We start from the raw sequence: 25,421 nt of genomic DNA on the forward strand, positions 1-25,421 counted from the left end.
CGACCCATGTCCGAGGCGTCGTCCGGCCTCAATCTCGATCCGATCGGCGAGGATTTCATCCTGAGCCGGAAAGGCGACGATGGCGTGACGGCTAGAATCGTCCTCACCGCCGCCGATATTCTCGAGCTGACCCGCTCCGCCCTCGCGCTGCGCGAGAAGGGCCTCGCCCAGCGGCAGCCGGCCAGCGGCGAGGTCGAGGCGGTGCTGGCGACGCCGGTCGAGTCGATCGCCGTGCATCGGGAGATGATCGGCGACAATCTGCTGCTCACGCTCGTCTCGCCGGATGGCAATCGGCTCGCCTTCGCTCTTCCCTCGGCGGTCGCGGGCGATCTCGTGGAGCGGCTGGTGGGCGTTCTCGAGACGCGAGGGGCCGCGCCGGCCCGGCAGTGAGCCTCTCGCCCTCAGGGCGAGACGCGATATTCCTCGGTGAGGTCGCCGCGGATCAGCGTGACGATCTTCTCCGTTCCCGAGCGGACCCAGCGCGCGTGACAGATCTTCGGCCCGCACAGCACCTCTGGAAAGCGATAGAGCGGCTTGCCGGAGGGGAGCTTGAGGCCGAAGCCGGCGTCCGGCCTCCAGCCCTGCGAGGCGAGCTGGTCGCGAAACTCCCGATAGATCGGCAATTGCGAGAAATCGGCGTCCTGCGCGACCGCCGCTCCCGACAGGAAAACGAAGAGCGAGCCGGCGCAGGCGAGCATCGCGCGCCGACCGGAGCTGGAGGAATTCATCTTGTCGAGCCCCCTCTGCGGCGCGGGCGAACGAGCCGGCGCCGCGGGCTTCATCGCATGATCGCGCGGCTCTGAAAAGTTCGACGCGACTTTCGGAACCGAATGCGAGACCCGCAACGAAAACGGCCCCACTCGCGCGGGGCCGTTTCCTTGGCGGTCGCGTCGCTCAGCGCTCGGCGGCTTCCAGCGCCCGCGCGAGGCTGTGGACCTCCGCATCGCGCGAGGCGAGCGGGGCGAGATGGTAGCGCTCCTCGATCAGCTTCAGGATCGAGGTCGTGTCGTAATTCGCATGATCCACCCCGGAGCGATCGAAGCGCTTGGAGATCAGCAGCGCCGGAATGCGCGTGCCGGGACCCCAGCGATCATGCGCGCCGCCGCCGGCGTGATGGTCGTGGCCGTGATGATGCTCTCTTTCGGCCACATGCTCGCTCTGATAGGGCGGCGGCGGCACATGGTCCCAGGAGCCGCCGAACTCGTCATAGGTGACGATGATGAGCGTCTCGCGCCCGTCCGGGCCGTTGACGATGGAGGCGATCAGATCGACGAGATGCGAGCTGCCATCCGCCTCGCTGGCGTAGCCGGGATGCTCGTTCTCCGCGCCGATCAGCTTCACGAAGCTGACGGGCTTGAGCCGGCCGGTCTTGGCGAGCTGGACGAACTCCGCCTCGTCGCGCAGATGATCGCGGCGCGCCGCCGCGCCCGGCGCATAGGCCTTGAAATAGTTGAACGGCTGATGGTGGAACTGGAACAGCTTGTCCGGGCAGTTCGGAAAGGTCGCCGTCGCCATCGCGTTCGGATCGGCGCAGCTGGTCCCGTTTCCATTGGTCCAGCCGGGCGCGCCGATGTCGCCATTGGCGTTGGACCAGCCGCCCGAATACCAGGCCCAGTCGATCCCGCGCGCGGAAAGACGGTCGCCGATCGTCGCATTTTCCAGCGGCGGCAGGCGCTTCGCATCCGCCGTTCCGGGCGCGTAGGGCTGATAGTAAGGCTGGATCGTATTGATCGCGAAATCGCCACAGGCGACATTCTCCGGCGTCGCCGGACGTCCCGAGGGCGGATTGCAGGAGGCGGTCAGCTGCGCGTCCTTGGCGGAGGAGCCGAGCAGATTCGTATAGAGCGTGGTGCTCGCCGCCATGCCATTGGCGTCAACCACGGAATGGAGGTCGTTCGCGCTCGCGTCATTGAGCGCATTGGCGAACACCGGCGTCGCCGCGGCGACGAGCCATTGGTGATTGAGGAAGGAGCCGCCGAAGGCCGATTGGAAGAAATGATCGGCGATGACGTAATGCGGCGCGCCATGCTTGTGGAGCGCGGCATAGATCGGCAGCTTGGTGGTGTCGTAATAGCCCATGGAGAGGCCGGCGGCGTCGCTGCCCGTCACATAGCGATTCTGCTTGCCGCCATTGATCTGGAACTGCTCGCTGTAATAGCGATGCACGAGATCGCGCGTGCAGCCGCCCGTGAGGGCGCCGGCGGCATTCTTCAGCACGCCGTTCGCAGCGGAGACGCCCGGCGCGGGACAGGTCTTGTCGGCCGCGGCGATATAATTGTCGATCTCGAAGGGCTTGTTCTGGAAGGCGCTGACGAAGGTGGTCGCGCCGGTCGCATCCGTGCAGCTCGTCGCCAGCGGCGACGGCGAGGCGAGATTCACATCGTTCTGCAGCAGGCAGGAATAGGCGGTGGTCCCATCGGCGCGGACCTGCTTGGTGTGCGCCGGATCGGCGAAGGGTAGGCCCTGCACTGGCTCGCCATTCACCGCGCCCCACAGGCCGAACAAATTGTCGAAGCTGTGATTTTCCTGGTAGATGACGACAATATGGTGAAATTCGCGCAGAGATTCTGAGCTGGCGGGAGTAGCCGACGCCGCGCAGGCGAGGGCCGCGAGGCCGCCGATCGAATGCTTCAGGAACATTTTGTAGCCCCCTAATATTGGCGGGGCGGACGCTAGCGAGGCAACATATCCGGTCGATGACAGTCGCGGCGCCGCTTCGATCGCCCGCGACGCGCCGGAAACGGGAGTGAATTGGCCGGCGCCGCGACAAACTCCGTCCCCGCGTCGGTTGCGCCTCTTTTCGTCCCTGCGAGAGCGTGATAAGCGAACCCTCACACCGATGCGCGAGCGCGCATTCTGCGGCCGGATTTCGATCGGCCGAAAGAGTTTTGCGCTGAAAACGGGAGCTCGAGGCCGTTTCGGGATCGCCGTTTCCGGCGACCCCGAGCGAAACCTCGCTTCCCGCGAACGGCTCCGCCCGAAGGCGCGGGCGAGCCGGGAGCCGCCGTCACTTGCCGCGCCTTGTCTCGATAGAGGATGCTAAATGAGCCAATCCGCTTTCTTCACTGCCTCGCTCGCCGATTCGGATCCTGATCTCGCCAAGGCCATCGGCCTCGAGCTCGGCCGTCAGCGCGACGAGATCGAGCTCATCGCCTCCGAGAACATCGTGTCCAAGGCGGTTCTGGAAGCGCAGGGCTCCGTCCTCACCAACAAATATGCCGAAGGCTATCCGGGCAAGCGCTATTACGGCGGCTGCCAGTTCGTCGACATCGCCGAGAATCTGGCGATCGAGCGCGCCAAGCAGCTGTTCGGCTGCGGATTCGCCAATGTGCAGCCCAATTCCGGCAGCCAGGCCAATCAGTCGGTCTTCCTCGCCCTTGCGACGCCGGGCGACACCTTCATGGGCCTCGACCTCGCCGCGGGCGGCCATCTGACCCATGGCTCGCCGGTCAATCTCTCCGGCAAATGGTTCAAGCCGGTTCCCTATACGGTGCGCAAGGACGATCAGCGCATCGATATGGAGCAGGTCGCCGCGCTCGCCGCCGAGCACAAGCCGAAGATCATCATCGCGGGCGGCTCCGGCTATTCGCGCATTTGGGACTTCGAGGCCTTCCGCAAGATCGCGGATAGCGTCGGCGCCTATTTCATGGTCGATATGGCGCATTTTGCCGGTCTGGTGGCGGCGGGCCTGCATCCGTCGCCCTTCCCGCACGCCCATATCGTCACCACCACCACGCATAAGACGCTGCGCGGCCCGCGCGGCGGCATGGTGCTGACCAATGACGAGGACATCGCCAAGAAGATCAATTCGGCGGTCTTCCCGGGCCTGCAGGGCGGCCCGCTGATGCATGTCATCGCCGGCAAGGCGGCCGCCTTCGGCGAGGCGCTGAAGCCCGAGTTCAAGGCCTATCAGCAGCAGGTCAAGGACAACGCCCAGACGCTGGCCCAGACGCTCGTCGACGCCGGCCTCGCCATCGTCTCCGGCGGCACCGACAATCATCTGATGCTGGTCGATCTGCGTCCGAAGAAGCTGACCGGCAAAGCCGCGGAAGCCGCTCTCGGCCGCTCGCACATCACCTGCAACAAGAACGGCATCCCCTTCGATCCCGAGAAGCCCTTCGTCACCTCCGGCATCCGTCTCGGCTCGCCGGCCGCCACCTCGCGCGGCTTCGGCACGGCGGAGTTCAAGCTCGTCGGCGGCTATATCGTCGAGGTGCTGGACGGTCTCGCCGCCAAGGGCGAGGCGGATAACGCCGCGACCGAAGCCGCGGTGAAGGAGAAGGTCCACGCGCTGACGGCGAAGTTCCCGATCTATTGATCGGGTTATCGCAGGGCGCCTTCCGTCCCTTCTCCCCGCTCGCGGGGAGAAGGTGAGGATGAGGGGCCGGGGGCTTTTCCCGCTGGGGAACTACGCCCCGAGTCCCTCTTCCCACGACGGGGAGAGGGAGCAGCATCGGCGGTAAGGTGAGTCCATGCGCTGTCCCTATTGCGGCTCGCCCGACACGCAGGTGAAAGACTCCCGGCCGGCCGAGGATTCGTCCTCGATCCGGCGTCGGCGCGTCTGTCCCGGCTGCGGCGGCCGTTTCACCACTTTCGAGCGCGTGCAGCTGCGCGAGCTGATCGTGGTGAAGAAATCGGGCCGCCGCGTGCCGTTCGATCGCGACAAGCTGATGCGCTCGCTGGAAATCGCGCTGCGCAAGCGGCCCATCGATCCCGAGCGCGTCGAGCGCATGGTCAATGGCGTCGTGCGCCAGCTCGAGAGCTCCGGCGATACGGAGATCGAGAGCACGCAGATCGGCGAATTGGTGATTCAGGGCCTCAAAACGCTCGATGACGTGGCCTATGTGCGTTTCGCCTCCGTTTATCGCGATTTTCGCGAGGTCGGCGATTTCCATGCGCTGATCGACGAATTGTCGCATAGCGAGGGCGAGCAGCGCGCGGATACGGTGGTGGGCCCCGAAACCGCGCCGGGCGGGAGATGACCGCGACGAAGCCGCAATCCGAGTCTCAGACCATCATAGACGACGCCTTCATGGCGGCGGCGCTGGCGATCGGCCGGCGCAATCTCGGCCGCACCGGGCCTAATCCCGCCGTTGGCGCGATCATCGTCAAGGACGGCGTCGTCATCGCGCGCGGCTATACGGCGCTGGGCGGGCGCCCGCACGCCGAGGCGGTCGCCGTGGCCGCCGCCGGCGAGGCGGCGCGCGGGGCGACGCTCTACGCCACGCTGGAGCCGTGCTCCCATCACGGCGCGACACCGCCTTGCGTGGACACGATCATCGCCGCTGGAATCGCCCGCGTCGTCTCCGCGCTCGAGGACCCGGACGATCGCGTCGCCGGCCGCGGCCACGCCCGGCTGCGCGAGGCCGGCGTGGAGGTGACGACCGGCGTGCGCGCCGCGCAGGCCCGCGCCGATCATCTCGGCCATATATTGCGGGTGACGCAGGGCCGGCCCATGGTCACTCTCAAGCTCGCTCAGACGGCGGATGGCTACGCCGCCGGGGCCGAGCACGACCCGCGCCTCTTCATTACCGGCGCGCTCGCCGATAGCGTCACCCATATCGAGCGCGCGCTGCACAGCGCGATCATGATCGGCTATGGCACCGCCTCGGTCGATGATCCGCTGCTCACCGTGCGCCTTCCCGGCCTCGAGGCCTTCAAGCCGCTGCGCGTGGTGCTGGACGCGCGGCTGCGCCTGTCGCGCAGCTCCCGCCTCGCCGCCACAGCGCGCGAGACGCCGACTCTCGTCATCGTCGGGGAGGGCGTCGCCGAGGCCGAGGCGCAGGATTTCGCCGCCGCTACCGGAATCGAGGTCACACGCGCCGGCGTGGACGCCGCCGGCCGTCTCGCTCTGCGCGAGGCGCTGGGCGAGCTGGCGCGGCGCGGCATCACGCGCGTCTTCAGCGAGGGCGGCCCGCGCGTCGCCGAGAGCCTGCTCGTCGCCGCGCTTGCCGATGATGTCGTCCTTCATACCGGGCTGAGGCCGCTGGGCCGTCAGGGCCGGCTCGCGCTCACCGCGACGGCGCGCGCCATTCTCGAGGATGAGAGCCGCTATCGTCTCGCCGATACGTCCATGCTCGGCGTCGATCGCATGACACGCTACGAGAGGATCGGCTGAAATGTTCACGGGCCTCGTCACCGACGTCGGCGAAATTCTCTTCGTCGAGACGCGCGGCGAATTGCGCCGTATCGCCATCGCCTGCGCCTATCCGCTGGAGAGCATCGCCCTCGGGGCCTCCATCGCCTGCTCCGGCCCTTGCCTGACGGCGGTGGACCTGCGCCGCGAGGGCGCGCGCACGGTCTTCGAGGTGGACGCCGCCGCCGAGACATTGGCGCGCACCACGGCCGGCGAATGGGCCGTCGGCCGCCGCATAAATCTCGAGCGCTCTCTGAAGATCGGCGACGAATTGGGCGGCCATATCGTCACCGGCCATGTGGACGGGGTGGCGACGATTGTCTCCCGCGATGATTTCGACGGCATGTCGCGCTTCTCTATCGAGACGCCGCATGACTACGCCCGCTTCATCGCCGAGAAGGGCTCTGTGGCGCTGGACGGAACCTCGCTCACCGTGAATGCGGTGGAGGGCGACCGATTCTCCGTTCTCATCATCCCGCATACGCTCGCGGTGACGACCTGGGGCGGCTACAGGGCAGGGGACCGCCTCAACCTCGAGGTCGATCTGATGGCGAGATACGCCGCCCGGCTGGTGGAAGCGGGCAAGTAGGGTCATCGCTCGGCTCGCGACGACGGCGTTTTCGTCGTCTTGCAAAACGCCGTCCTGGCTGGGCTTGTCCATCCTGAGACATCGCAAGCTATTGAGGCGATTGGTGTTGTCTTTTCGTGTCGGACAGACCGTCGAGCGGCGCTCTAACCTGGATGATGCTGTGGATCCGTAATTTTCAAATGTTCGTGAAATTGCTGAATTTAAAGTATGAGGATTCCTCTCCGACGAGACGCTCGAACTCATCAGTGAATTTCTTCAAATCTTCATAATAGAGAAATTAGCTGCAACGCCCCCCAAAACCTAGTCCTTTTTTCCAATATTCAGGGTGTGGTGTAAACGCTCTGACATTCATAACCAAAAGTCCAGATGTCTTTAATTGAGACACGGAAATATAGAAGTTCTCGTTAACGATATTATCGCCAGCGTCATCAAGATATCCTCCAGATATAAATGGCTCTCCGATCAATGGAAAATCGCGAAGCGCAGACACAAAAATTTTGAGCTCCGCGACGCTGAAAAATGCCGCTCCGCGCGCACAAAAACCTTCACCGAACACTCGTATTGCCAACTCGACAGAGTCGTCGGCTCTCTCTTTAGCGGACAAAGAGATGTGCTGCGCTCCCGTCTCAGACGAACTCGAGATAGACATTCAGTCCTCCTCGTCGGTCGAAAAATAATTGATTACGAGCCGATAGCGATCGGCGCAAATATGTGTCCGCCGACATTCGCGAGCTGTAGGCTTTCCCCGAAAAAATGTGTATCCATCGCCGCTTCGTTTCATAGAGCGTCGCGCGCCCCCTCCCCAACCCTCCCCCGCTTCGCGGGAGAGGGAGCAGGTTGCGCACTTCATAGAGAGTTCGCGGGACGCTCGCCGCATCCCTCTCCCGCATGGCGGGGAGGGTGAGGGAGGGGTGCGCCCCTCCGCCCATGGAGTCGTGAATGGCAGGGTCTTACCGCGCCGATGACGATGATCTCGCGCCTGTCGAAGGCGCGCGCATTCTCGTCGTCGAATCGCATTTCAACGAAGATATCGTCGAGCTTCTGCACGAGGGCGCCGTCCATGCGCTGGAAGAGCTCGGCTGCGACGTCACCACCATCACCGTCCCCGGCGCGCTCGAGCTGGCGGCCGGCGCGGCCATCGCGCTGGACGCGGCGGAGGCCGCCGGCGCGCCATATGAGGGCGTGGTGGCGCTCGGCTGCGTCATTCGCGGCGACACCTATCATTTCGAGATCGTCGCCAATGAGAGCGCGCGCGCTCTCACCGATCTCTCGGTCTCGCGGCGCCTGCCGCTCGGCAATGGCGTCCTGACCGTGGACAATGAGGAGCAGGCGACTGTGCGCGCCGATCCCAAGCAGGGCGGGGCCGACAAGGGTGGCGACGCCGCGCTGGCGGCGCTCGCTCTGGTGCGCTTGAAGCGCAAGCTCGGGGGCCGCTCGTGAGCGTCGAGGAGAGATCGGCGGCGCGGCTCGCCATCGTGCAGGCGCTCTATCAGATGGAGGTCGCTGGCAAGGGACTGAACGAGATCTATGCCGAATTCGAGTCGCATTGGATCGGCCGCGAGATCGAGGGCGTGCAATATAAGCCGGCCGAGCTGCAGTTCTTCCGCGATATCGTGAAAGGCGTGCTCGACAATCAGGAGACCATCGACCGCGCGCTCGATTCCGCTCTGCAGGGCGGCTGGCCGTTGCAGCGCATCGAATCGGTGATGCGCGCGATTTTGCGCGCCGGCGGCTATGAGCTGGGGTTTCGGCGCGACATACCTGTCAAAGTGGTCATCAAGGAATATGTGGACGTCGCCGGCGCCTTCTTCGGCGCGACCGAGTCCGGCATGATCAACGCCGTGCTGGATCGTCTGGCGCGACAGGCGCGGCCGGAGCATTTCGCCGAGAAGTGAGGCGTGCGATCCAAAACCCCGCGCCCTCATCCTGAGGCGCTTTTTGCGGAACGCAAAAAGCCTCGAAGGATGCTCCAGAAAGCGCGGCGGCCCATCCTTCGAGACGGCCCCTCCGGGGCCACCTCAGAGGGGACTGGTTCGTCTAGGGTGATGCGAACGGAAAGGCTCGCTTCCGAGAGAGACCGCATGACAGAGCGCCGCTTCAGCGAGGACGAGCTGATCGCCGAAATCTTCGCGCCGCTTGCGGGGGAGGGCGCCTTCGGCCTGCGCGACGACGCGGCTCTGCTGCCGCTGCGCGGGGTGCGGGAGGTCGTCGTCACCACCGATGCGCTGGTCGCCGGCGTGCATTTCTTCCCCGACGATCCGCCCGGCCTCGTCGCCAAGAAAGCTTTGCGCGTAAACCTCTCCGATCTCGCGGCCAAGGCGGCGGAGCCTGTGGGCTTCCTGCTCACTCTGGCGCTGCCGCCCGATTGGACGAATGACTGGGCGCGCAGCTTCGCCGCCGGCCTCGCCGAGGATGCGCGGGCCTTCGCCTGTCCGCTGCTCGGCGGCGACACGACGGCGACGCCCGGACCTCTGACCATCTCCATCACCGCCTTCGGCCGCGCGACGCGCTTCGTCTCGCGTGCGGGCGCGCGGCCGGGGGATCGCATTTTCGTTTCCGGAACCATAGGCGACGCGGCTCTCGGCCTCGGCGTCGCGCGCGGCGAGGCTTTCGCCTCGCGGCTGGGGCATGGGGCGCGGGCGACGTTGCTCGAGCGCTATCGTCTGCCGCAGCCGCGCCTGCCGCTGATTGCGGCGCTGCGGGACCATGCGGGCGCCGCGATGGACGTTTCTGATGGTCTCGTTGGCGATCTCGCCAAGCTGCTTCGTGCGAGCGGGGCGAGCGCGCAGGTGGAGGTCGCCAAGGTTCCGCTCTCGGCTGCCGCGCGCGAGGCGATCGCGCTCGAGCCGGAGCTGCTCTCTCGCGCGGTCACGGGCGGGGACGATTACGAGATCCTCTGCTGCGCCTCCGCCGGCGCCGCCAGCGCACTGGCGCTCGCGGCGGGGGAGGCGGGGGTCGCTCTCGTCGAGATCGGCGTCGTCACAGCCGGCGCCGAGCCGCCACAATTCTACAATTCATCTGGAACTATTTTAAAATTCAGTCGTCTATCCTTCAGTCACTTCTAACCGCGCGGCGGCGCGCGACCTTTGCCGCCATTGCCGAAAACCGGCGTTTCTGGCATGACTGGCGCGCTATTCCCCGGCGCCGCAGCCGTACGATTCGACTGTGGTCGGAATATCGTTGTCGCCGGGACGAAAACTGCCGCAAGCGCGGGCCACGAGAACAAATCAGCGCGCGCGGCCGAGGAACGGAGAGGGCGCAATCGTCATGGTATTGTTTCTCAGCATCGTCTTCGGACTATTGTCTGTCGCCTATGGCGTCAAGACTTGGCAAGAACTCGAGAAGGCGGACGCCGGCTCTGCGCGCATGCAGGAAATATCCGGCGCCGTCGCGGAGGGCGCGCAGGCCTATCTGAAACGCCAATATACGACGATCGGCTATGTCGGCGGCGTCATCTTCGTGCTGCTCGTCATTCTGCTCGGCTGGGCGGTGGCCTTCGGCTTCCTCATCGGCGCGCTGCTCTCGGGCGCGGCCGGCTTCATCGGCATGAATGTCTCCGTGCGCGCCAATGTCCGCACCGCGCAGGCGGCGACCATCTCGCTCGCCGGCGGCCTCGACATCGCCTTCAAGGCGGGCGCGATCACCGGCCTTCTGGTCGCCGGTCTCGCTCTGCTCGGCGTCGCGATCTATTACTTCATCCTCACCGTTTTCGCGGGCTATGCGCCTTCCGACCGCACCGTCGTGGATGCGCTGGTCGCGCTCGGCTTCGGCGGCTCGCTGATCTCCATCTTCGCGCGTCTGGGCGGCGGCATCTTCACCAAGGGCGCCGATGTCGGCGCCGATCTTGTCGGCAAGGTCGAGGTCGGCATTCCGGAGGATGATCCGCGCAATCCCGCCACCATCGCCGACAATGTCGGCGACAATGTCGGCGATTGCGCCGGCATGGCGGCCGATCTCTTCGAGACCTATGTCGTAACCATTGTCGCGACCATGGTGCTGGCGTCGATCTTCTTCGCCGGACAGGCGGGACTCTATTCGGCCATGGTCTATCCGCTGGCGATCGGCGGCCTTTCCATCGTCACCTCCATCGCCGGCACCTATTTCGTGAAGCTCGGCGCCGATGATTCCGAGCTCGGCAAGATCGCCAGCCCGCTGTTCGAGAAGATCGGCGTGCCGGACACGATCATGGGCGCTCTCTACAAGGGCCTCATCGCCGCCGGCGTGCTGTCGATCGGCGGCCTCTTCCTCGCCACCACCTTCACGGTCGGCTGGGGCGAGATCGGCAAGGCCAATGGCGAGGCGATCCATGGCTATGGCCTGTTCTTCGCCGGCCTCATCGGCCTGCTGGTGACGGGCCTCATCGTCTACATCACCGAATATTACACCGGCACGGGCAAGCGTCCCGTGGTGTCGATCGCCCAGGCCTCGGTGACGGGCCATGGCACGAATGTCATTCAGGGCCTCGCCGTCTCGCTGGAAGCGACGGCGGCGCCGGCGATCGTCATCGCGCTCGGCATCATCTTCGCCTTCCAGGCCGGCGGCCTCTATGGCGTCGCCATTGCGGTGACGACCATGCTCGGCCTCGCCGGCATCATCGTTGCGCTCGACGCCTTCGGCCCCGTCACTGACAACGCTGGCGGCATTGCGGAAATGGCCGGCCTGCCCAAGGAAGTGCGCCACAATACCGACGCGCTGGACGCGGTCGGCAACACCACCAAGGCCGTCACCAAGGGCTACGCCATCGGCTCGGCGGGCCTCGGCGCTCTGGTGCTGTTCGCCGCCTATTCCAATGATCTGCGGCATTTCACCGAGACTGGCGTTCCTTACTTCAAGGATATCGGCAAGGTCGATTTCGATCTCGCCAATCCTTATGTCGTCGCCGGCCTCATCCTCGGCGGCCTCATCCCCTATCTCTTCGGCGGCATCGCCATGACGGCGGTCGGCCGCGCGGCGGGCTCCGTGGTGGAGGAGGTGCGCCGGCAGTTCAAGGAGAAGCCCGGCATAATGGACGGCTCGCAGCGGCCCGACTATGGCCGCGCGGTAGATCTGCTGACGCAGGCGGCGATCAAGGAGATGATCATCCCTTCGCTGCTGCCGGTGCTGGCGCCGATCGTCGTCTATTTCGGCGTGACCATCATCTCCGGCTCCAAGGCCAATGGCTTTGCGGCGCTGGGCGCGGCGCTGCTCGGCGTCATCGTCAACGGCCTCTTCGTCGCCGTGTCGATGACCTCCGGCGGCGGCGCCTGGGACAACGCCAAGAAGAGCTTCGAAGACGGCTTTGTCGATAAGGACGGCGTCACCCATTACAAGGGCGGCGACGCGCACAAAGCCTCGGTGACCGGCGACACGGTCGGCGACCCCTATAAGGATACCGCCGGCCCGGCCGTGAATCCGGCGATCAAGATCACCAACATCGTGGCGCTGCTGCTGCTGGCGATTTTGGCGCGGTGAGGCGAGGCGAATAGCGAGTAGCGAATAGAGGCGGGGGAGACCCCGCCTTTTTCGTGTCGGCTTCAGTTCTTGATTTATCTTGACGTTTCTTGACACGGGCCGATATTCGCTTTCGAGGGAGAGCGCTATGGCCGTCGTTCGGGAGAAATTTGCCACGCAGGTGGATCGCGACATGTTGGCGGCGATCCGAAAGATCGCCAAGGAAGAGGGGCGGCAGCTTCAGTCGATCGTCGAGGAGGCGCTCGGCGCCTATGTCGAAAAGCATGACAAGGCGCGGCCGCGAGCGCATGTCATGTCCGCCTATGAGTCCAGTCTCGAGCGTTTCGGATCGCTTTATGAGAAGCTGGCCAAGTGACAGATTTTCCGACCGTGGTCGAGGTGCTGGCGATCCACTATCACCAGATAGAGCGATTTGGCGGCGCGCATGGCGTTCGCGACCTCGGGCAGCTCGAGGCGGCGCTGTTCCGACCGCAGTCGGGATATTATTCGGACTTGATCGCTCAGGCGGCGGCGCTGTGGGAAAGCCTATCGCAAAATCATGCCTTCGTGGACGGCAATAAGCGCACCGCCTTTGCCGTCATGTTCACGTTCCTGGCGATAAATGGCATTCGGCTGACCGCTGACGCCGATCAGACTTGGGTTTTTCTGTCTCGTCTCTACGAAGCCGGCGCCTTTCGTTTCGATGCGATCGACCAATGGCTTAGGCAGAACACGGCTCCTTGATCGCGCGTCAACTCTCGTCAGGGCGGCGGCCTCACCTTTGCGTCGACCCCACGCCCTCATTCCGAGCAACCCATTGTCGAAATTGCCCGAAATCCATCTCTGGCGAGGAGGAGTCTCGCGTCTCCCTGCGGGCTGTCGTTACGCGCGATGTGATCTGGATGGCCTCTAGCAACTCGTCGACGGCGTCGGCGATGGAGCGATCGGCTTCCGATGGCGAAGTCTCCAGCCGAATGGAGATCGAACCACAATCGTCGCTCGCCAGCGCCACGACAATGTCGTGGCTCCTGCGTCCGTCTTCCTGTAAAGCTTCGAAGTGGCGTCGCCATCCGACAAAATTCGAGAAGCGCACCGAATGCGCCTTGCCTATCGGTCTCGCGCGCGCGTAGGAGGTCAAGAACCAAGGAATAAAGGCAGGGTCGACGATGTCTCGCGATACGGATTGGTCATCCAAACGCTTTTTGATCCCCGTCAACCAGACGTGCGCGCGAATGACCGCTCCCGCCTCGCAATGCGCGCATTCGATCACCGCCGTCGTATGATAGCCGAAAGGCTGCAATTCCCAGCGAGAGTTGGCGCTCGACATTGTATAGGCGATCTCGTTTCCGTCGCCATTTCGAACGACGGTGAAAGGATAGCCTCGCCAAACGAGTTCGCATCCGAACTCTTCGGCTCGGACCTCTCGGACAAAAATCGAGACGATAAAAATCATGATGAACGCGCGAAGCATCGTCATGCTCCAATTTTTCTGTAAATGAGACGCGGCTACCTCACCCCACCCTATCCCCGAACAAAAACTCCATCGCCCGATCCAGCCGAATATGCGGCAAGGGCAAAGGCTCCTTGTCGCGGCCGAGGGAGGCGATCGGCGGGCGGAACTTCAAAAAGCGGAAATCGGCGTCCTCCTCGGCCAGCGCCAGAGCGTCGCCGCGGAAGACATGGCGCGGATCGGCCGGCAATTCGCCGGGGAAGATCGCGCCCTCCGCCACGCCGTCGAAAACGTCGTCGCCGATGCGCTCGCCCTCGATCGGCGTGCCGACGATGGCGGCGAGCGATTCCCCGTCATGCTTGACGATGGCCTCGCGCGTCGCGCGCACGGCGGCGAGCGCGATCACGTCTATGGTCGCGCCGACGCCCTCGGCCCGCTCGATCGCGCGCGAGGTGAGATGCCGCAGCACGGCCTCGAGCCGATCATGGCTCGTATGGTGGAGATGATCGGCCTTGGTGGCCGCGAAGAGGATGCGGTCGATCTTCGGGCGGAAGATCGTCGAGAGCAGATTGGAGCGGCCGGTGCGAAAGGCGGTCAGCACATCGGCGAGCGCGGTCTCCAGATCGCGCACGGCGGCGGGGCCGGAGTTCAGCGCCGCGAGCGCGTCCACCAGCACGATCTGCCGATCGAGCCGGGCGAAATGATCGCGGAAGAAGGGCCGCACCACATGGGTCTTATAGGCCTCGTAGCGGCGCTCCATCATCGCCGCGAGGCTCCCGGACGGAGGCGCCGAGCCTTCCTCCACCGGCAGCGGCGCGAAGGTCAGCGCCGGCGAGCCCTCGAGCTCGCCCGGCATCAGAAAGCGCCCCGGCGGCAAGGTGGAGAGGGCGAAGCGCTCCGTCTTGGCGGCGCGCAGATAATTGGTGAATAGCGCCGCGAGCTTGCGCGCCACATCCTCGGAGGCGGGCTCCTGCGGCTCGACGCCCGCCGTCGCGCCGCGCCAATCGGCGGCGATGGTCGCGCGCGCCGCGGCCGAGGCGGCCTCCAGCGTCTCGCGCGACCATTGCGCATAGGATTTTTCCAGGAGCGGCAGGTCGAGCAGCCATTCGCCGGGATAATCGACGATGTCTATGTCCAGCCGCGCCGGACCGGGCCGGAAGCTCGACAGCAGCCCGGCGGATTTGCGGTCATATTCCAGCGTGACGCGCAGCTCGGAGATGCGCCGAGTCGATTGCGGCCAATGGCGATCGGCGCCGGTCAGCGCGGAAAGATGCTCCTCATAGGAGAAGCGCGGCACGGCGTCGTCCGGCTGCGGATCGAGATGGGCGCTGCGCAAGCGATTCTCGGCGGCGACGCGGAAGACGGGAAGCTGATTCTTGCGGCCATGCGCGGCGACAGCGCGCGTTAGATGATGCACCAGCGAGGTGATGAACACCGTCTTGCCGGAGCGCGACAGGCCGGTGACACCGAGCCGCAAGCGCCCGCCCGCCAGAAAATCCTTGAGGCTGGCGGCGGCGACGGTGGTGTCGAAGAGAAGATCGGAAATCTGCGACAAGGTGGCGGCTTCGGCTGGATGGGAGAGGACAGCCTCATCTAGCTCCTGGCCGAGACTTTGGGTAGTCGATCGAAGCGCAGTTCCTCGGACTCGTCGTCGACTTCGGCCCGATATCCGCCCTTCCTCGGGCTTCGCGCCTCCGCCCTATCAGGCCGGGGGCTCGTCGATAGGGATCGGCCTCCCAATGGATCGCATCAGGCGCGCAAGCTCAGAATTAGCGAAAGAATGACTTTTCGTGATGCAAAGAGGCTTTTCAGACATGGCCAGCTCATCGATCGCCGGCACGAAAACCTGTATCGTTTCGCCCTTGAAGTAACTCGACGCCTCGAGTCCGATCACGCCATCTTCTATGACGACCACATAGTGACATCCATCGTCAGGCGTGTTGTGCGAACGAAATTTATCTCCGAACTCGGCATCCAAATAGGGGCGTAAATCTTTTTCTTGCTCCTTCCGGTTGAGAGCAAGTGTCGTCAGCAGCTCCGCTTTCTGCTCTTCGGAGCGCGTTTCGAGAACGGACTGCCAATGGCACAGCGTTTTATTCCAATCGAATTCCTTTCCTTTGCAAGACGAGATCAGCAACTCCTGTTCGGAACTCCCGTCTCGGGGCGTAAACCAGACGGTGCGCTCGTACATGAAATGCACGCGCACCCTTGCCTCGATCTTCTGAACCCATTCGAGCCAGCCGACCATATCGGGCCTCACATCAATGAACAAAGGTGACCGAATGCAACAATGCGTCCGCACCCCTCAGTCCGGCTCGTCGGCGACGCCGCCGCGCAGATCGCCAGGCGTCACGAAACGCTCGAGATGGCCGGCGCCTTCGCCGACCATCGCCCAATCCTCGGCGTCGAAATCCAGCACAGCCAGCGCCGCGGTCGGATATTTGGAGCGCATGCGGGTGAGCGCCTCGGGCTCGCCGTCGGAGGCGAGGGCGGAGGCGAGCTCGGCGAAGCCGGGATTGTGCCCGATGGCGAGCAGGGTGGAGATTTCGGCCGGCGTCTGACGCACGGCGTCCAGCAGCCGATCGGGCGTCGCGAGATAGAATTCGTCGTCCAGCCGGCGCTCGACCTCCTTGGGGAAGGCCTCGAGCGTCAGATCCAGCGTCCGCTTGGCCCGACGCGCGTCGGAGGCGACGGCGAGATCCGGCGCCAGCCCGGCCTCGGCCAGATAGCGGCCGACGGAGCGGGCGTCCTCCTCGCCGCGCTTCGTCAGCGGGCGCTGGCGGTCGCCTCCCGCGGAATGGGCGTCGGCTTTGGCGTGGCGCAGCAGGATGAGACGTCGCATCATTCTTTCGGCCCGATCGCTAGACGGCGGCCCGGAGCGGAAGCGCCCCGAGCGACATTTTTTCGTAAAAGGCGCCCGCAGGCGCGCCGGAGCCTGTCCGGCCGGAAATCACTCTTTGCCGATCATAGCGAAAGTTTCGCGACGCGGCGCGCCCATATGCGTGGCGCCGCCCGCCGGTCCCGCGAGCGAAATGCCGCGCTGATCCGCTCGCGCGCGAGGTTTTCGAAGCGCCTCGGTTGCGCTATAGCAATTTCCCCAATGGCGGCCAGCCGCCGTTCCGCGCGCCCGAGGACGGAAATCTCTTGCGCGCGGCGGACTTTGTCGATTGGCGGCGCTCGCGCCGTGGGAACTGGGGGAAGGGAACGCATGATCCGCGAATTCCAATATCGTGGCGAAACTTTCAGGGTCAACGCGCATGGCGTCGCCGGGCACGAGGAGGTGTTCATCATGCACCTCGTCGAGGGCGAGGAAGAGGGCGAGATCTCCATCGATCGCATGACCGAGGAGAACGACACCAGCGCGCCGATCGACGCCATCTGCGTGATGCTGTGTGACAAGCTCATCATCGAGAACAGCATCGCCGTCGCTGATCCGGACGGAGCCTTCGCCTGGGTCGAGATGAAGACGCAGCGTGACGTGCTGCCGACGCGCGACGACTGGGCCGCGCACTGAGACGGCGCCGGCCCGCCGCGAGCGTGGGCCGGCGGCGAGTATTCTTTGTCGAGAGGCCGCCTCGTGCGGCTTCTCGACGAAAAGCGGCGCGCAGCCGCGCCACGGATTTTTACGCATGAGCTCCGACCTCGCCGCGCCTGCGGCCGAACGGATCGATTTCACGCATTTTTTGGCCGTCGACATTCGCATCGGCACGATCGTCGCCGCCCATGCCTTTCCCGAGGCGCGCAAGCCCGCCTATAAGCTCGAGATCGATTTCGGCCCTGGCCTCGGCGTGAAGCGCTCCAGCGCGCAGATCACGGCGCATTACGATGTTTCGACGCTGGTCGGGCGTCAGGTGGCGGCGGTGGTGAATTTCCCGCCGCGGCAGATCGGCAAATTCATGTCCGAGGTGCTGACGCTCGGCTTTCCGGACGAAAATGGCGATGTGGTGCTGGTCGCGCCGGAGCGGGCCGTGCCGAATGGAGCGCGGTTGTATTGAGGGGGCGGCGGCTCGCCGCTTTATTTGAAGACGTTGAACCAACCGAACAGATCCACCAGAGACTCGAATGTCTCCAGCCAGCCGTTCCAGGCGAATATCCGCTCTCGAATCGTCGGTGGTTCTTGTTCCGACATCGTCGCGGCGGAACCGTCGTCCCGCTCCCCTCGAATTGAAATTTCGAGTCTGTATGCTATTGTCATACGCATGAAAGAGCAATCCACCGCAACCTCCGTCCTGAGCGTCCGGGTCTCGCCCGATGAGCGCGCGCTGCTCGAGGAGGCGGCGGCTCAGTCGCGCACGACGTTGAGCGAATTCATGCGTCGCAAAGCCGTGGAGGCGGCGGAGGCCGAAGTGCTCGAGCGTGGCGTCGTCGCCATACCCGCGAAAGATTGGGAGGCGTTCGAGGCGTGGCTCGAACGTCCCGCCGAGCCGATAGCTGCGCTTTCAGCATTGGCGCGCCGAACGCCCTCTTGGAAAAAATGACGATCGCGGCGCCGTCGCCGCCGCGGCCGCTCCGGGAAAGCGACGACCGCAGCCAGTTCGATTGCGGGCGAGCGTCGCTCAATGACTGGTTTCGCCGCCGCGCGTGGATCAACCACCTCAATGATGTGTCGCGCGTCAATGTGATGACGGCCGGCGACACGGGCCTCATTGTCGCCTATGTGGCGATGAGCGCGGCGCAGATCGAGCGCGCCTATCTGCCGAAGCCGCAGCAACGCAATCGCCCCGACCCCGTGCCCGTCCTACTGCTCGGACCGCTCGCTGTGGACAAAGCTTGTCAGGGAAGGGGATACGCCGCCGACCTTCTCTTCTTTGCTTTCGAGACAGCCTTGCGCGTTTCCGAGATCATCGGCGGCGCCGGCCTCGTCACGCATCCGCTCGACGACAAGGCGCGGAGCTTCTACGCGCGATGGGGGTTTTGCGAGCTGCCCTATGATCCGCGCCGCGCGATGATTATTCGCATGGCGGATCTGCGGGCGAGTTTCGCTGGGCGTTCTTGAAACTGTGAAGCGAGCGCGAGCCTTCAGGCTCGCATTTTCTTGCCTCTATCGGCTGATGGGGATCAAGCTCCGTAGGCGATCGCTCCTCAAATAGAGAGCGCCCCAGAGCGCTATGCCCACATAGACGCCGAACAGCGTGTGGCTGAAAAGCGGGCTGCCGATACGCATATGTGTCGCGACGGCGCCGCCGAGATATGCGGTGAGCAATATGGCCCCGAGAATGGAGGTTCTCGGCATCGCGTATAACGCTGTGCTTATCAGCAAGACGAGCCCGAGCGGGACGACGGTCGCCGTCGGCCAGCCGAGCTGCGCCGTCGTTTCCAACACGATGGGAAGCTGCGCGAGCTTCATGGCCACGTCCATCAGCATGAACAGGCCCACCAGTCCGGTGAGGCCATAGCCGGTCCATCGCATCCAGTTTCCAGTCGCGGCCGTGTCCGATCGTGTCATATGCGCCTTCCTTCCTTCGAGGCTCGCAGAGTCGTTGCTTTCGATATGCGCCGCTATTCGGGGAGCTGTGGTTTCCCGCCCTTGAGCACAGCGTAAATTGCCATGGCGTGGCCGTGACCGAGCCCGAAATCCTCTTTGAGCCACTTGACGACCTCGCCGGCCTTGACGCCTTTCTCGAGCGTTCCTCGTCGCGTGAAGCCCTTCTCCTCGGCGAGCTTCCTGAAGTCGTCGGCGTCCTTGCCCGTCTTCGCTTTGATGTTGTCGAGATAGGCTTGGAACGTCATGGGCGATCTCTTGGAGTTACACATATTGAATATAGTGAGATGTATCTAAAATGGCGGCGAGTGGCAAGCGGCGATATGCATCAGCGCTTCGGAGCCGATCCGCCGAGGCGACGAAGACTCGCGTTCTCGACGCTGCGAAGGAGCTGTTCACGAATCAGGGCATAGACGGGGTGACGATCGCCCGGATCGCCGAAACAGCGGGCGTCGCCGCGGCGACCGTTTATGCGCTGTTCAAATCCAAGGAGGGCATTCTTCGCGCCCTCATGCGCGCGTCCCTTTTCGGGCAGAAATTTCAGGACGCGCTCGCCCTGCTCGAAGGAGTGACCGACCCTGTCAGTTTGATCGCGCTGACGGCGCATGTGGCGCGCGCCATTTACGAGAGCGAAAGCGCCGAGCTCGGTCTCTTTCGCGGCGTTTCGGCTTTTTCACCCGCGCTTCGCAAGATGGAGCAAGAATTCGAGACGACCCGATTCGAGATGCAGGAAAAGCGCGTCGATCACCTCTTCGCGAAAGCGAAGCAGCGGGAGGGGCTCCGATTGGACGAGGCGCGGCGCATTCTCTGGATGTACACCAGTCGCGAGATCTATCGAATGCTCGTGCATGAGGGCGGCTGGACGCCGGATCGGTATCAGCAATGGCTGTCCGAAACGCTGGTGCGCGCGCTGGTGGATGACGCGGCGGGACGAGAATGGGCGTCCTCGCGGGATTGAATTGCGAGGCCGCCTATTTCGAGCTCGGCGCCTTTCTTTGTCTCACGTCTGCCCCGGCCGCAGCCGATAGAAGATATGATTGCCGATCTTATCCATCTTCTTCAGCTGCTTGGCCCAGCGCGGCTTCACGTAATTCGCATGGTAATGCGTCGAGCGGCCCACATCCGAAATATAGGTGTGGCCGTTCATCACCTCGTCGGCGACGCGCTGCGCCGTAGCCCAGGAATCGGGCTCGGTGACGCGCAGCTTGCGGCCTTCGCAGGCGAAGGAGAATTGGCAGGCCTTGTAATGGCTGCGGTTCTGATAGACGACGCCGCAGACGCTGGTCGGATAGAGTCCCGAGGACACGCGGTTCAGCACCACTTGCGCCACCGCCGCCTGACCCGTCTCCGGCTCGCTGCGCGATTCGAAATAGACCGCCTCGGCGAGGCAGCGCTTCTCGCGCGCCAGCTTGTCCGGGTCGATCAGCGAGGCGTAATCGGGCGGCGCCTTCATGTCCTTCAGCGCGCGCGAGGGGGCGAAGGAGGCGACGGCGATCGGCACCGCATCCGGCTGCGCCGGCGTGGAGGAGGCGAGCGCCGCGGCGCGCGCGACCTGCGGCGTGGCGCCATGGGCGGCGCGCTCGCGCATCGCCTCGGAGATGCGCTGCGTCGTCGCCGAGCCGCGCTGCAGGGGCGAGGCCTGGCCATTGCCGCGCTGCGTCGTCGGCGCGCCGCCGGAATCGGCGGGGAGGTCGGACGCTTCCGGGCCGGCGAGGGAGATGGTCGTCGTTTCGCCATCGGCGCCGAGCGAAACCTCCACCGTCTCGCCGTCATTGCGCCGCGTGTCGAAGGAGGGGCGCATGGCGATGACGGGATCGCCCTTCTTGGTGCGGTCCACCTCGGGGAAAGCCTCGGCGTGGGGCTTCAGCGCGTCATGAGGCTCGCGCTCGTCCGGCTGCGCGTGAATATCCTCCTGCGAGCCGATGGCGAGGCGCGCCGTCTGCATGCGCGCCAGATGCGGCGCTATGTTCCAGCCTTGCGAAGGGTCCTGGCCGGCGGCCGCGGTGAAGGACACCAACAGGCCAGCGCCCAGCCACCAGGGCGCGATGACGCCCATGGCCCAGCTCACTCCCGACCGACGACCCATACGCTGACGCCCCGTCTCGACTCGCGAAGCGTGGCCGAAACGCCACACGCAAACGCAGAAAAGCTTACGGGGAAAACTTATCGCGCATTAGGCTTGCGGGTCGGTTAAGGCGGCGCTCTTCGCATGTCCCGCTTTGGATCATTCGCCGAGAAGATGCGCCACCAGCTCACGCGTCTGCGCGCCACGGCGATGCTCGAAGAGATAGATCGCCTGCCATGTCCCCAGAACCAATGCGCCGCGCGACAATGGAATGGAGAGCTGCGTCTGCGTCAGCGCCGTGCGGATGTGAGCGGGCATATCGTCCGGGCCTTCGGTGTCGTGCTCATAGAGACCATCGCCCTCGGGCGCGAGGCCCGCGAAGGCGCGTTCGAGATCGCGCAGCACGGCCGGATCGGCGTTTTCCTGAATGGTGAGCGAGGCCGATGTGTGCCGGCAGAACAGCGTCAGCAGGCCGGTCGTCAGCCCCTCGCCGCGCGCCCAGGCGGAGATGACGCGGGTGATGTCGTAAAAGCCCTTGCCGCGGGTCTCGACATGAAAGTGATGGAGCGATTGACGCATGGGCGCAATGTGCGGGCGGCGTGCGGCGAAGTCCAGCGTGGCGCGGCGCAGGCAGGTGAGGGGAGGCGGAACGCGGGCGCGGCGTTGGTTCTGTATTCGTTCTATGGATTATCGGAAGCGGCGACTGGATCGTCAAATTATTAGGGGACCGTTAATCAACGCGCGCGAGCCTGCGTTCATTGAGTTTTTACAATGTTTACTTTCCTAGGAGGGACCTATGTGGCGATTCTTCACCACGCTTGGCCTTGTGGCCGTTTGGGGCGTCCTCGGGTTGCAACAAGGAGTCGGCGCGCCGCAATCTCGAAAGCCTATCGCGCTCGGGGCGGCGGCGAGCGCCGAGCCTCTCGTTTGGCAGCCCCCAGCGGAAATCGCAGATAAAGCTCTCGCAAAGGATGAGGTGACGGGCTCGGTCGGCTACGAGCGCAGCGACGTGCATGGGTCCGCGTCGATCGATGCGGCGGCGTTCGAGAAGTTGCGCACCGAGGTGTCGGCGTTGCGCCGCGCGATCGACACGATTTCCACCCATGAAAACCAGTCGTCCGAACATGCGGCGACGTTCGGCGGCGTCGTCAAGGCGATAAGAGGGGTCGAAAAACGGCTTGCCGTTCTCGAAGCGCGCCGTTCTTCGCGATCGACGGTCGCGGGCTCGTCCGTTCCGCGGCCTTGACGGGCGAATTTCGAGCGAACGGGGCTGCGCTCCCCGTTCGACTCGCGCGCTTGAAAATCGTCGACGCAGCTCACATCGTCCCGGCTGCGGCCTCTTTGCCCAGCGCCGCCTGCGCCGCGGCGAGCCGCGCGATCGGCACGCGATAGGGCGAGCAGGACACGTAATCGAGGCCGACGCTCTCGAAGAAGGAGATGGAGGCCGGATCGCCGCCATGCTCGCCGCAAATGCCGAGCTTGATCGAAGGGCGGATGGCGCGGGCGCGCTCGGCCGCGATGCGCACCAGCTCGCCGACGCCCTGCTGATCGATGGTCACGAAAGGATCTGTCGCCAATATGCCCTTTTGCGTATAGGCGCCGAGGAAGGAGCCGGCGTCGTCGCGCGAGACGCCGAGCGCCGTCTGGGTGAGGTCATTGGTGCCGAAGGAGAAGAACTCCGCCGTCTCGGCGATCTCTGCGGCGCGCAGGCAGGCGCGCGGCAGCTCGATCATCGTGCCGATGTGATATTTGGGCGAGAGGCCGGTCTCGTCCTCCACCGCTTTGGCCATCGCCCTTATGCGCTCGGCGACGAAATCGAGCTCCGCCTTGGAGAAGACCAGAGGCACCATGATCTCGACCATCGCCGGAACGCCGGTCTGCGCGGCGGAGGCGATCGCCGCCTCGAAGATCGCGCGCGCCTGCATCTCGGCGATCTCGGGAAAGGCGATGGCGAGGCGCACGCCGCGAAAGCCGAGCATCGGGTTGAACTCGGAGAGCTCCTTGGCGCGCTGGCGCAGCTTGGCCGGATCGGCGCCCATGGCCTGCGCCACCTCGGCGATCTCGGATTCCGTATGCGGCAGGAACTCGTGCAGCGGCGGGTCCAGCAGGCGGATCGTCACCGGCAGGCCGGCCATGATCTCGAACAGCTCCTGAAAATCGCCGCGCTGGATCGGCAGCAGCTTGGCGAGCGCGGCGCGGCGGCCCTCGACATCATCGGCGAGGATCATCTCCCGCACGGCGACGATGCGGTCGTCCTCGAAGAACATATGCTCGGTGCGGGCCAGGCCGACGCCCTCGGCGCCGAAGCGCCGCGCCGCGCGCGCATCCGCCGGTGTCTCGGCGTTGGCGCGCACGCGCATGCGGCGGGCCTGGTCGGCCCAGGACATCAGCACGGCGAATTCGCCGGTGAGCTCGGGCTGGCGCATCTTCACCGCGCCGGCGATGACGCGCCCGGCCGAGCCGTCGATGGTGACGAGATCGCCCTTGGAAAAACGCCGCCCGGCGACCGAAAAGCTCTGATCCTCGTAATTGACGCGGATCGCGCCGACGCCGGAGACGCAGGGCTTGCCCATGCCGCGCGCCACCACGGCGGCGTGCGAGGTCATGCCGCCGCGCGTCGTCAAAATGCCCTCGGCGGCGTGCATCCCGCCAATGTCCTCCGGGCTCGTCTCGACGCGCACCAGAATGATCTTGCGGCCCTGCGCGGAGAGTTCCTCGGCCTCCTCGGCGTCGAAGACGATCTCGCCGACGGCGGCGCCGGGGGAGGCGGGCAGACCGCTGGCCAAAATCGTCGGCTTCACATCCGGGTCGATGGTCGGATGCAGCAATTGGTCGAGCGACAGAGGATCGATGCGCAATATCGCCTCGTCGCGCGTGATGAGCCCCTCATTGGCCATGTCCACGGCGATCTTCAGCGCGGCCGGCGCGGTGCGCTTGCCGGTGCGCGTCTGCAGCATCCAGAGCTTCCCGCGCTCGACGGTGAACTCCATGTCCTGCATGTCGCGATAATGCTTCTCGAGCAGCGCCGAGACGTGGCGGAACTCCTCGAACACATCCGGCAGCGCCGCCTCCATGGAGGGGCGGCTGGAGCCGCCGGCGCGGCGCGCGGCCTCGGTGATCGATTGCGGCGTGCGAATGCCGGCGACGACATCCTCGCCCTGGGCGTTGATGAGGAACTCGCCATAGAGCTCGCGGACGCCGGTCGAGGGGTTGCGGGTGAAGGCGACGCCGGTCGCGGAATTATCGTCCATATTGCCGAAGACCATGGCCTGCACATTGACGGCCGTGCCCCAATCCTCGGGAATATTGTGCAGCTGCCGGTAGATGACGGCGCGATGATTCATCCAGGAGGAGAAAACGGCGCTGATCGCGCCCCATAATTGCTCGCGCGGCTCCTGTGGAAAGGGGCGGGCAGTCGCTTTCTCGACAATCGTCTTGAATGTGTCGACGACAAAGCGCCAATCATCGGCCGAGAGATCCGTGTCGAGCGAGAGGCTCTTCTTCTCCTTATAATGCTCGAGCGCGTCCTCGAACTCGTGATGCTCGAGGCCGAGCACCACTGTCGCGTACATTTCGATGAAGCGACGGTAGGAATCATAGGCGAAACGCTCATTGCCGGCGATCACCGCCAGCGCTCCGACGGTTTTGTCGTTGAGGCCGAGGTTCAGCACCGTATCCATCATGCCGGGCATTGAGGCGCGGGCGCCGGAGCGCACCGAGACCAGCAGCGGCCATTTCGACTCGCCGAAACTATGGCCGGCGAGCTTGCCGAGACGCTCCAGCGCCGCGTCGATCTGAGCGCCGAGCTCGGCCGGATAGGTCTTGCCATTCGCATAGAAATGCGAGCAAACCTCGGTGGTTATGGTGAAGCCCGGGGGAACCGGCAGGCCGAGCCCGGCCATTTCGGCGAGATTGGCTCCCTTGCCGCCGAGCAGGTTCTTCATCGCGGCCGCGCCTTCGGCCGCGCCGCCGCCGAAATTATAGACCCATTTGGTCATAGCATCATTTTCCGGGCGCCACGCTGCGGCGCAACATACAAGAACCGGACCGCCGAGAGCTTTCCACGAAGGTTTCGCATATTCGAGCTCACGCTCGCAACCGGCGGCGTCGGGATTGGCCGGCGAATGGCCGGTCCTTGTCACAAAATAGGTCGGCCGAGACGAATATTCCGTGAACAGCGGCCTCGCCTGCGCAGAAAAGGGACGCGCGTCCCGATGCATGGCGAGCGGCGCGCTTTTCTGGTCTAATGCAATTCCGCGAGGAAAGCTT

The 25,421-nt window shown here is 64.8% G+C and carries 29 protein-coding genes; 17 read left to right on the forward strand and 12 right to left on the reverse strand.

Going from position 1 to position 25,421, the window contains the following annotated elements; translation table 11 throughout:
- The first annotated feature begins 6 nt into the window (after positions 1-6).
- Positions 7-390 carry a hypothetical protein gene (locus EDE12_RS14065; RefSeq protein WP_024879387.1) on the forward strand — a complete coding sequence of 128 codons (384 nt, stop codon included), beginning with the start codon at positions 7-9 and terminating at the stop codon, positions 388-390.
- A gap of 11 nt (positions 391-401) precedes the next feature.
- Here EDE12_RS14065 and EDE12_RS14070 read toward each other — a convergent pair whose 3' ends face one another.
- Both EDE12_RS14070 and EDE12_RS14075 read right to left on the reverse strand, forming a co-directional pair.
- Positions 402-782, reverse strand: coding sequence for a hypothetical protein (locus EDE12_RS14070; RefSeq protein ID WP_024879388.1), 381 nt, complete (start codon positions 780-782; stop codon positions 402-404).
- A gap of 112 nt (positions 783-894) precedes the next feature.
- Complete coding sequence (locus tag EDE12_RS14075) at positions 895-2,640, reverse strand: alkaline phosphatase family protein (protein ID WP_024879389.1); 1,746 nt, start codon at positions 2,638-2,640, stop codon at positions 895-897.
- A gap of 403 nt (positions 2,641-3,043) precedes the next feature.
- Between EDE12_RS14075 and glyA the strand changes: the two genes are divergently transcribed.
- From glyA to EDE12_RS14095, 4 genes are all read left to right on the forward strand, one after another.
- On the forward strand, positions 3,044-4,318 hold the full coding sequence (glyA, locus tag EDE12_RS14080; RefSeq protein ID WP_024879390.1) for a serine hydroxymethyltransferase: 1,275 nt from the start codon (positions 3,044-3,046) through the stop codon (positions 4,316-4,318).
- Between the two features lie 154 nt (positions 4,319-4,472).
- Entirely contained in the window at positions 4,473-4,982 is a 510-nt protein-coding gene (gene nrdR / locus EDE12_RS14085) for a transcriptional regulator NrdR (RefSeq protein WP_036290296.1), read from the forward strand.
- Complete coding sequence (gene ribD, locus EDE12_RS14090) at positions 4,979-6,118, forward strand: bifunctional diaminohydroxyphosphoribosylaminopyrimidine deaminase/5-amino-6-(5-phosphoribosylamino)uracil reductase RibD (protein ID WP_024879392.1); 1,140 nt, start codon at positions 4,979-4,981, stop codon at positions 6,116-6,118. The genes nrdR and ribD overlap by 4 nt, the downstream gene beginning before the upstream one ends.
- A gap of 1 nt (position 6,119) precedes the next feature.
- On the forward strand, positions 6,120-6,725 hold the full coding sequence (locus EDE12_RS14095; protein WP_026598122.1) for a riboflavin synthase: 606 nt from the start codon (positions 6,120-6,122) through the stop codon (positions 6,723-6,725).
- A gap of 277 nt (positions 6,726-7,002) precedes the next feature.
- Here the strand turns inward: EDE12_RS14095 and EDE12_RS14100 are convergent, their stop codons facing one another.
- Complete coding sequence (locus EDE12_RS14100; RefSeq protein WP_134188130.1) at positions 7,003-7,374, reverse strand: hypothetical protein; 372 nt, start codon at positions 7,372-7,374, stop codon at positions 7,003-7,005.
- A gap of 290 nt (positions 7,375-7,664) precedes the next feature.
- On the opposite strand from EDE12_RS14100, the gene ribH reads away from it, so the two are divergent.
- From ribH to EDE12_RS14130, 6 genes are all read left to right on the forward strand, one after another.
- Complete coding sequence (ribH, locus tag EDE12_RS14105; protein WP_026598123.1) at positions 7,665-8,165, forward strand: 6,7-dimethyl-8-ribityllumazine synthase; 501 nt, start codon at positions 7,665-7,667, stop codon at positions 8,163-8,165.
- A complete protein-coding gene (nusB, locus tag EDE12_RS14110; RefSeq protein ID WP_026598124.1) occupies positions 8,162-8,620 on the forward strand; it encodes a transcription antitermination factor NusB in 459 nt (152 codons plus the stop codon). Before ribH ends, nusB begins: the two co-directional genes overlap by 4 nt.
- A gap of 186 nt (positions 8,621-8,806) precedes the next feature.
- Positions 8,807-9,790 carry a thiamine-phosphate kinase gene (gene thiL, locus EDE12_RS14115; protein ID WP_026598125.1) on the forward strand — a complete coding sequence of 328 codons (984 nt, stop codon included), beginning with the start codon at positions 8,807-8,809 and terminating at the stop codon, positions 9,788-9,790.
- A gap of 202 nt (positions 9,791-9,992) precedes the next feature.
- Positions 9,993-12,176, forward strand: a complete 2,184-nt coding sequence (locus EDE12_RS14120) for a sodium-translocating pyrophosphatase (protein WP_026598126.1) — start codon at positions 9,993-9,995, stop codon at positions 12,174-12,176.
- A gap of 127 nt (positions 12,177-12,303) precedes the next feature.
- Positions 12,304-12,531 (forward strand): hypothetical protein, encoded by a 228-nt coding sequence (locus EDE12_RS14125; protein ID WP_026598127.1) that lies wholly within the window; start codon positions 12,304-12,306, stop codon positions 12,529-12,531.
- Positions 12,528-12,899, forward strand: a complete 372-nt coding sequence (locus EDE12_RS14130) for a type II toxin-antitoxin system death-on-curing family toxin (protein ID WP_026598128.1) — start codon at positions 12,528-12,530, stop codon at positions 12,897-12,899. The genes EDE12_RS14125 and EDE12_RS14130 overlap by 4 nt, the downstream gene beginning before the upstream one ends.
- Positions 12,900-12,930: 31 nt before the next feature.
- On the opposite strand, the gene EDE12_RS14135 is transcribed toward EDE12_RS14130, so the two are convergent.
- The 4 genes from EDE12_RS14135 to EDE12_RS14150 all read right to left on the reverse strand — a co-directional run bounded on the left by EDE12_RS14135 (position 12,931) and on the right by EDE12_RS14150 (position 16,450).
- The gene (locus EDE12_RS14135; RefSeq protein ID WP_026598129.1) at positions 12,931-13,632 is read right to left on the reverse strand and encodes a hypothetical protein; all 702 of its coding nucleotides are present in this window, start codon (positions 13,630-13,632) and stop codon (positions 12,931-12,933) included.
- A gap of 34 nt (positions 13,633-13,666) precedes the next feature.
- Entirely contained in the window at positions 13,667-15,160 is a 1,494-nt protein-coding gene (locus tag EDE12_RS14140) for a YcjX family protein (protein WP_026598130.1), read from the reverse strand.
- Between the two features lie 147 nt (positions 15,161-15,307).
- Positions 15,308-15,853, reverse strand: a complete 546-nt coding sequence (locus EDE12_RS14145) for a hypothetical protein (protein ID WP_026598131.1) — start codon at positions 15,851-15,853, stop codon at positions 15,308-15,310.
- A gap of 57 nt (positions 15,854-15,910) precedes the next feature.
- Positions 15,911-16,450: a histidine phosphatase family protein gene (locus EDE12_RS14150; protein WP_348630681.1), complete on the reverse strand. Its 540-nt coding sequence runs from the start codon at positions 16,448-16,450 to the stop codon at positions 15,911-15,913.
- A 363-nt stretch (positions 16,451-16,813) separates the two neighbouring features.
- Here EDE12_RS14150 and EDE12_RS14155 point away from each other — a divergent pair, with 363 nt between their 5' ends.
- From EDE12_RS14155 to EDE12_RS14170, 4 genes are all read left to right on the forward strand, one after another.
- Complete coding sequence (locus tag EDE12_RS14155) at positions 16,814-17,119, forward strand: hypothetical protein (RefSeq protein ID WP_024879401.1); 306 nt, start codon at positions 16,814-16,816, stop codon at positions 17,117-17,119.
- Between the two features lie 115 nt (positions 17,120-17,234).
- Positions 17,235-17,600 (forward strand): tRNA-binding protein, encoded by a 366-nt coding sequence (locus EDE12_RS14160; RefSeq protein ID WP_024879402.1) that lies wholly within the window; start codon positions 17,235-17,237, stop codon positions 17,598-17,600.
- Between the two features lie 33 nt (positions 17,601-17,633).
- On the forward strand, positions 17,634-18,083 hold the full coding sequence (locus EDE12_RS22245; RefSeq protein ID WP_245511934.1) for a DUF1778 domain-containing protein: 450 nt from the start codon (positions 17,634-17,636) through the stop codon (positions 18,081-18,083).
- Entirely contained in the window at positions 18,080-18,601 is a 522-nt protein-coding gene (locus EDE12_RS14170; RefSeq protein WP_026598134.1) for a GNAT family N-acetyltransferase, read from the forward strand. The genes EDE12_RS22245 and EDE12_RS14170 overlap by 4 nt, the downstream gene beginning before the upstream one ends.
- Positions 18,602-18,646: 45 nt before the next feature.
- Here the strand turns inward: EDE12_RS14170 and EDE12_RS14175 are convergent, their stop codons facing one another.
- Both EDE12_RS14175 and EDE12_RS14180 read right to left on the reverse strand, forming a co-directional pair.
- A complete protein-coding gene (locus EDE12_RS14175; RefSeq protein WP_024879405.1) occupies positions 18,647-19,051 on the reverse strand; it encodes a DoxX family protein in 405 nt (134 codons plus the stop codon).
- 53 nt (positions 19,052-19,104) lie between these two features.
- Entirely contained in the window at positions 19,105-19,335 is a 231-nt protein-coding gene (locus EDE12_RS14180; RefSeq protein ID WP_026598135.1) for a DUF4287 domain-containing protein, read from the reverse strand.
- 50 nt (positions 19,336-19,385) lie between these two features.
- Between EDE12_RS14180 and EDE12_RS14185 the strand changes: the two genes are divergently transcribed.
- On the forward strand, positions 19,386-20,045 hold the full coding sequence (locus tag EDE12_RS14185) for a TetR/AcrR family transcriptional regulator (protein ID WP_024879407.1): 660 nt from the start codon (positions 19,386-19,388) through the stop codon (positions 20,043-20,045).
- Positions 20,046-20,087: 42 nt separating this feature from the next.
- Here EDE12_RS14185 and EDE12_RS14190 read toward each other — a convergent pair whose 3' ends face one another.
- On the reverse strand, positions 20,088-21,143 hold the full coding sequence (locus EDE12_RS14190) for a cell wall hydrolase (protein ID WP_036290499.1): 1,056 nt from the start codon (positions 21,141-21,143) through the stop codon (positions 20,088-20,090).
- Between the two features lie 168 nt (positions 21,144-21,311).
- Positions 21,312-21,731 (reverse strand): secondary thiamine-phosphate synthase enzyme YjbQ, encoded by a 420-nt coding sequence (locus tag EDE12_RS14195; protein ID WP_026598137.1) that lies wholly within the window; start codon positions 21,729-21,731, stop codon positions 21,312-21,314.
- A 217-nt stretch (positions 21,732-21,948) separates the two neighbouring features.
- Between EDE12_RS14195 and EDE12_RS14200 the strand changes: the two genes are divergently transcribed.
- Complete coding sequence (locus EDE12_RS14200; protein WP_134188131.1) at positions 21,949-22,398, forward strand: hypothetical protein; 450 nt, start codon at positions 21,949-21,951, stop codon at positions 22,396-22,398.
- A 70-nt stretch (positions 22,399-22,468) separates the two neighbouring features.
- On the opposite strand, the gene ppdK is transcribed toward EDE12_RS14200, so the two are convergent.
- Positions 22,469-25,150, reverse strand: a complete 2,682-nt coding sequence (ppdK, locus tag EDE12_RS14205; RefSeq protein ID WP_026598139.1) for a pyruvate, phosphate dikinase — start codon at positions 25,148-25,150, stop codon at positions 22,469-22,471.
- Between the last annotated feature and the right edge of the window lie 271 nt (positions 25,151-25,421).

Origin of the sequence: Methylosinus sp. sav-2, assembly GCF_004366495.1 — a bacterium.
In the GTDB taxonomy this organism is placed as follows: domain Bacteria; phylum Pseudomonadota; class Alphaproteobacteria; order Rhizobiales; family Beijerinckiaceae; genus Methylosinus.

Bases quoted from the DNA above. Each gene is read 5' to 3' on its own strand.
- EDE12_RS14150 (WP_348630681.1), bottom strand. From the start codon at position 16,450: ATGATGCGACGTCTCATCCTGCTGCGCCACGCCAAAGCCGACGCCCAT.
- EDE12_RS14175 (WP_024879405.1), bottom strand. From the start codon at position 19,051: ATGACACGATCGGACACGGCCGCGACTGGAAACTGGATGCGATGGACC.
- EDE12_RS14125 (WP_026598127.1), top strand. From the start codon at position 12,304: ATGGCCGTCGTTCGGGAGAAATTTGCCACGCAGGTGGATCGCGACATG.
- ribD (WP_024879392.1), top strand. From the start codon at position 4,979: ATGACCGCGACGAAGCCGCAATCCGAGTCTCAGACCATCATAGACGAC.
- EDE12_RS14065 (WP_024879387.1), top strand. From the start codon at position 7: ATGTCCGAGGCGTCGTCCGGCCTCAATCTCGATCCGATCGGCGAGGAT.
- EDE12_RS14190 (WP_036290499.1), bottom strand. From the start codon at position 21,143: ATGGGCGTCATCGCGCCCTGGTGGCTGGGCGCTGGCCTGTTGGTGTCC.
- EDE12_RS14120 (WP_026598126.1), top strand. From the start codon at position 9,993: ATGGTATTGTTTCTCAGCATCGTCTTCGGACTATTGTCTGTCGCCTAT.
- EDE12_RS14195 (WP_026598137.1), bottom strand. From the start codon at position 21,731: ATGCGTCAATCGCTCCATCACTTTCATGTCGAGACCCGCGGCAAGGGC.
- EDE12_RS14145 (WP_026598131.1), bottom strand. From the start codon at position 15,853: ATGGTCGGCTGGCTCGAATGGGTTCAGAAGATCGAGGCAAGGGTGCGC.
- EDE12_RS14070 (WP_024879388.1), bottom strand. From the start codon at position 782: ATGAAGCCCGCGGCGCCGGCTCGTTCGCCCGCGCCGCAGAGGGGGCTC.
- EDE12_RS14170 (WP_026598134.1), top strand. From the start codon at position 18,080: ATGACGATCGCGGCGCCGTCGCCGCCGCGGCCGCTCCGGGAAAGCGAC.
- EDE12_RS14200 (WP_134188131.1), top strand. From the start codon at position 21,949: ATGTGGCGATTCTTCACCACGCTTGGCCTTGTGGCCGTTTGGGGCGTC.
- EDE12_RS14075 (WP_024879389.1), bottom strand. From the start codon at position 2,640: ATGTTCCTGAAGCATTCGATCGGCGGCCTCGCGGCCCTCGCCTGCGCG.
- ribH (WP_026598123.1), top strand. From the start codon at position 7,665: ATGGCAGGGTCTTACCGCGCCGATGACGATGATCTCGCGCCTGTCGAA.
- ppdK (WP_026598139.1), bottom strand. From the start codon at position 25,150: ATGACCAAATGGGTCTATAATTTCGGCGGCGGCGCGGCCGAAGGCGCG.
- EDE12_RS14155 (WP_024879401.1), top strand. From the start codon at position 16,814: ATGATCCGCGAATTCCAATATCGTGGCGAAACTTTCAGGGTCAACGCG.
- EDE12_RS14135 (WP_026598129.1), bottom strand. From the start codon at position 13,632: ATGACGATGCTTCGCGCGTTCATCATGATTTTTATCGTCTCGATTTTT.
- EDE12_RS14180 (WP_026598135.1), bottom strand. From the start codon at position 19,335: ATGACGTTCCAAGCCTATCTCGACAACATCAAAGCGAAGACGGGCAAG.
- nrdR (WP_036290296.1), top strand. From the start codon at position 4,473: ATGCGCTGTCCCTATTGCGGCTCGCCCGACACGCAGGTGAAAGACTCC.
- glyA (WP_024879390.1), top strand. From the start codon at position 3,044: ATGAGCCAATCCGCTTTCTTCACTGCCTCGCTCGCCGATTCGGATCCT.
- EDE12_RS14095 (WP_026598122.1), top strand. From the start codon at position 6,120: ATGTTCACGGGCCTCGTCACCGACGTCGGCGAAATTCTCTTCGTCGAG.
- EDE12_RS14160 (WP_024879402.1), top strand. From the start codon at position 17,235: ATGAGCTCCGACCTCGCCGCGCCTGCGGCCGAACGGATCGATTTCACG.
- thiL (WP_026598125.1), top strand. From the start codon at position 8,807: ATGACAGAGCGCCGCTTCAGCGAGGACGAGCTGATCGCCGAAATCTTC.
- EDE12_RS14185 (WP_024879407.1), top strand. From the start codon at position 19,386: ATGGCGGCGAGTGGCAAGCGGCGATATGCATCAGCGCTTCGGAGCCGA.
- EDE12_RS14100 (WP_134188130.1), bottom strand. From the start codon at position 7,374: ATGTCTATCTCGAGTTCGTCTGAGACGGGAGCGCAGCACATCTCTTTG.